The sequence below is a fragment of the Neisseria sp. P0009.S007 genome (genome assembly GCF_051962515.1).
In genome coordinates, this window is record NZ_JBQCVF010000079.1 from 1 (window position 1) to 5,018 (window position 5,018).

Sequence of the window (5,018 nt, forward strand, 5' to 3'; positions counted from 1 at the left end):
GGTGACTCTCTGTACGGTGAAGAAGGTAAAGACTACCTGCAAGGTGGTGCCGGTAACGACTACCTGAACGGTGGTTCCGGCGCGGACATCATGCGCGGTGGCGACGGTAACGACGTTTACTTCGTTGACAATGCCAATGACCAAGTTATCGAGTACGGTAATGCACACGCCGGTATCGATACTGTCCGTACCGTTATCGACTACACGCTGACCGATCACGTTGAAAACCTGATTTTGCAAGGTATGCAAAACCTGAACGGTACTGGTAACTCTTTGAACAACAACATCGAAGGTAACGGCGGCAACAACCATCTGTACGGTTTGGCCGGCGACGACTGCCTGGTTGGTAAAGACGGTAACGACTACCTAGACGGCGGTGTCGGCAACGACATCCTGATCGGTGGTACCGGTAACGACACTTACTTCTTCGACAAAGGTTACGGTCACGACACTATCCGTGAGGAAAGCGGTAATGACACCTTGTTGTTCGGTAAAGGCGTTGCAGCTTCTGACGTATTGCTGAGCAAATCTGGTGCTAACCTGACTGTTTCTGTTGGTACTAACGACAGCATCACCATCGATGACTGGTTCACCGGTAACGATCACAAAGTTGAAAACTTCAAGTTTGCTGACGGTAGCACTTACCAAGTAACCGGCCACGGCGACTACTACTCTCTGTCTGCTGTGAACCAAATCCAAGATCAGACTCAGGCTCCTGCCATCTGATAGGATGATGGTTTTTAGGGTTTGTCCCTAAAATCAAAGTCTAAGGCCGTCTGAAACCGAGCTATAAGGTTTCAGATGGCCTTTATTTTGTAAACAATCTGACGAAAGATGCCAAATTGGGCTAAAATATCAAATTCTTCTGTTTACCAAAGAGATACCCGAAATGTCTGAAATCAGCTTGAAAAAAATCTACTCCGGCAAAGTCCGCGATTTGTACGAAATTGACGATAAATGTATGTTGATGGTTGCTTCCGACCGTCTGTCTGCATTCGATGTGATTTTGGATGATCCGATTCCGGGTAAAGGGGAGATTCTGACGCAGATTTCCAATTTTTGGTTTAAAAAACTGGCTCATATCATGCCTAACCATTTTACCGGCCAGACGGTTTACGATGTTTTGCCTGAAAACGAAGCCAAAGTTCTAGAAAAACGCGCCGTTGTGGCTAAAAAACTCACTCCGGTGAAAGTGGAGGCCATTGTGCGCGGTTATCTGGCAGGCAGCGGTTGGAAAGATTATCAAAAAACCGGTTCTGTCTGCGGCATTCAACTGCCTGAAGGTATGCAGGAAGCGCAGCAGTTGCCTGAAGTGATTTTTACGCCGTCGACCAAAGCCGCAGTCGGCGATCATGATGAAAACATCAGCTTTGAAGAATGCGAACGCATCATCGGCAAAGAGCTGGCGGCGGAAGTACGCGCCAAGGCGATTCAGCTTTACACGGAAGCGGCCGAATATGCCAAATTCCGCGGTATTATTATTTGCGATACCAAGTTTGAATTTGGTTTGGATGAAGAAGGTACGCTGACTTTGATGGATGAAGTATTGACGCCAGACTCCAGCCGTTTTTGGCCTGCAGACCAATACAAAGTCGGCACCAATCCGCCATCTTTTGACAAACAATTTGTCCGCGACTGGCTGGAGCAAAGCGGTTGGAACAAAAAAGCGCCTGCGCCTAAAGTGCCTGCCGATGTAATTCAGAAAACAGTCGAAAAATATCAGGAAGCATTGACTTTGCTGACTCAGGATTAATTTTTAAGTTTGAAGGCCGTCTGAAAGAGATATGTTTCAGACGGCCTTTTTATTGTATAAATACTGGATTTTAAGGATAGTTGCCTTTATAATCGAGAGTTGTTTTCAGCGACTGAAAGGCCGTCTGAAAGCTTGTTTATAACCTGCCGCACGGTCTGAAACCCTAACTATGCACATTCGGATTTTAGTGTGCATTATTAGTGTTTTAGCAGTGCGGTATTTTGAAAGGAACAATGATGTTCAATAAACACGTTAAGACCTTCCAATACGGTAATCAAACCGTTACTTTGGAAACCGGCGAAATCGCTCGCCAAGCCGCTGCTGCCGTTAAAGTATCTATGGGCGACACTGTTGTTTTGGTTGCCGTTACTACCAACAAAGAAGTGAAAGAAGGCCAAGACTTCTTCCCTCTGACTGTCGATTACCTCGAGCGTACTTACGCAGCAGGTAAAATCCCCGGCGGTTTCTTCAAACGCGAAGGCAAACAAAGCGAAAAAGAAATCCTGACCAGCCGTCTGATCGACCGTCCGATTCGTCCTCTGTTCCCTGAAGGTTTCTACCACGACATCCAAATCGTAGCGATGGTGGTGTCTGTTGACCCTGAAATCGATTCTGACATTCCTGCAATGCTGGGTGCATCTGCCGCGCTGGTGTTGAGCGGTGTACCGTTTGCCGGTCCGATTGGTGCGGCACGCGTGGGTTATGTAAACGGCGTGTACGTTCTGAACCCGACTAAAGCCGAATTGGCTAAATCACAATTGGACTTGGTTGTTGCCGGTACTTCTAAAGCCGTGTTGATGGTGGAATCCGAAGCCGACATCTTGTCTGAAGAAGTGATGCTGGGTGCGGTTGTTTACGGTCACGATCAAATGCAAGTGGCCATTAACGCCATCAATGAGTTTGCCGACGAAGTTAACCCGGAAGTTTGGGATTGGAAAGCACCTGAAACCAATGAAGAATTGGTTGCAAAAGTACGCGAAATTGCCGGCGAAACCATTAAAGAAGCGTTCAAAATCCGTCAAAAACAAGCGCGTTCTGCCAAATTGGACGAAGCTTGGAATGCCGTGAAAGAAGCGTTGATTACCGAAGAAACCGACACTTTGGCAGCCAACGAAATCAAAGGTATTTTCAAACATTTGGAAGCCGATGTTGTCCGCAGCCAAATTTTGGACGGACAACCGCGCATCGACGGTCGCGACACCCGCACTGTTCGTCCGCTGAACATTCAAACCGGCGTATTGCCGCGCACTCACGGTTCTGCACTGTTTACCCGTGGCGAAACCCAAGCTTTGGCGGTTGCAACTTTGGGTACTTCACGCGACGAGCAAATCATTGATGCGCTGTCCGGCGAATATACCGACCGCTTCATGCTGCACTACAACTTCCCTCCATACTCTACCGGTGAAGTGGGTCGCGTAGGCGCGCCAAAGCGTCGTGAAATCGGTCACGGCCGCTTGGCTAAACGTGCGTTGTTGGCCGTATTGCCAGAACCTGAAGATTTCAGCTACACCATGCGCGTGGTTTCTGAAATTACCGAATCCAACGGCTCTTCCTCTATGGCTTCCGTCTGCGGCGGCTGCTTGAGCCTGTTGTCTGCCGGTGTGCCTTTGAAAGCACACGTTGCCGGTATCGCTATGGGCCTGATTTTGGACAACAACAAATTTGCCGTCCTGACCGACATCTTGGGTGATGAAGACCATTTGGGCGATATGGACTTTAAAGTAGCCGGTACAACAGAAGGTGTGACCGCGCTGCAAATGGACATCAAAATCCAAGGTATTACCAAAGAAATCATGCAAATCGCTTTGGCTCAAGCCAAAGAAGCACGTTTGCACATCTTGGATCAGATGAAAGCCGCCGTTGCAGGCCCGCAAGAACTGTCTGCACACGCGCCACGTTTGTTCACCATGAAAATCAACCAAGACAAAATCCGTGATGTGATTGGTAAAGGCGGTGAAACTATTCGTTCGATTACTGCTGAAACCGGTACTGAAATCAACATCGCTGAAGACGGTACCATCACTATCGCTGCGACTACTCAAGAAGCAGGCGATGCAGCGAAAAAACGTATCGAAGAAATCACTGCCGAAGTGGAAGTGGGCAAAGTGTACGAAGGTACTGTGGTTAAAATCCTCGACAACAACGTTGGTGCGATTGTCAGCGTGATGCCGGGCAAAGACGGTTTGGTACACATCAGCCAAATCGCCCACGAGCGCGTACGCAATGTCAGCGACTATCTGCAAGTAGGTCAGGTTGTGAACGTGAAAGCATTGGAAGTAGACGATCGCGGCCGCGTACGCCTGTCTATCAAAGCTTTGCTGGAAGCACCTGCTCGCGAAGAGAAAGCAGCCGAATAATCTGATTATTCAGGCTTAAAACAAAAGGCCGTCTGAAATTTTCAGACGGCCTTTTGTTTATTTAAAAGATGAGTTTAAAAAACGGGTTTCGCCTTTACTTTGATTGAACGGATTACTACAATGCTTGCAATCTAATAAATATTTTAATCTCTCAAGGAGTATGCAATGAATGCTACACAATTAATCAGCCGGCTGACGCAAACCGTCGGTGAAAAATACATCATCACAGACCCGGCGAAAACCGAACAATACCGTCAAGGCTATCGTTTTGGCGAAGGCAAGGCGCTGGCAGTTGTCCGCCCGGGTACGGTGTTGGAAATGTGGCAAATCTTGCAGGCATGTGTTGAGGCTGATGTTATCGTGATTACGCAGGCTGCCAATACCGGCCTGACTGGCGGCTCGACTCCTGACGGCAATGATTACGACCGAGATATTGTGATTGTGAATACCATGCGTCTGAACATCATTCAGCCGATTAACAATAACGAACAGGTTGTCTGCCTGCCCGGTTCTACCTTGAATCAATTGGAGCTGCTGCTGAAACCTTTAGGCCGTGAGCCGCACTCTGTAATTGGTTCGTCCTGTATCGGCGCATCTGTATTGGGTGGCGTATGTAATAACTCCGGCGGTGCATTGGTACAGCGTGGTCCGGCTTATACGGAAATGGCCCTGTTTGCACAAATCAACGAAGAGGGTAAGCTGGAGCTGGTCAACCATTTGGGCATTGATTTGGGCGAAACCCCTGAAGAAATTCTGACCAATCTGCAAGGTTTCCATTATCAGAAAAAAGACATTGTTCAAAATGCAGGCAAAGGGCATGACCATGCTTATTGCGATCATGTCCGCCAAGTGAATGAACCGACTGCCGCCCGTTTTAATGCCGACCCTGCGCGTCACTACGAAGCATC

Annotated in this window: 4 protein-coding genes; all 4 read left to right on the forward strand. The window is 48.2% G+C overall.

Annotated elements, in window-relative coordinates; all coding sequences use genetic code 11:
• Positions 1-726 (forward strand): calcium-binding protein (locus tag ACTHS3_RS08185; RefSeq protein ID WP_440367639.1); only part of this gene is annotated, 726 nt, incomplete at its 5' end.
• Positions 727-889: 163 nt separating this feature from the next.
• Positions 890-1,753 (forward strand): phosphoribosylaminoimidazolesuccinocarboxamide synthase, encoded by an 864-nt coding sequence (locus ACTHS3_RS08190; protein ID WP_070587720.1) that lies wholly within the window; start codon positions 890-892, stop codon positions 1,751-1,753.
• 233 nt (positions 1,754-1,986) lie between these two features.
• Positions 1,987-4,110: a polyribonucleotide nucleotidyltransferase gene (gene pnp, locus ACTHS3_RS08195; protein ID WP_107697060.1), complete on the forward strand. Its 2,124-nt coding sequence runs from the start codon at positions 1,987-1,989 to the stop codon at positions 4,108-4,110.
• Positions 4,111-4,275: 165 nt separating this feature from the next.
• Positions 4,276-5,018: D-lactate dehydrogenase (gene dld / locus ACTHS3_RS08200; RefSeq protein ID WP_440367642.1), on the forward strand; the 743-nt coding region annotated here is incomplete at its 3' end.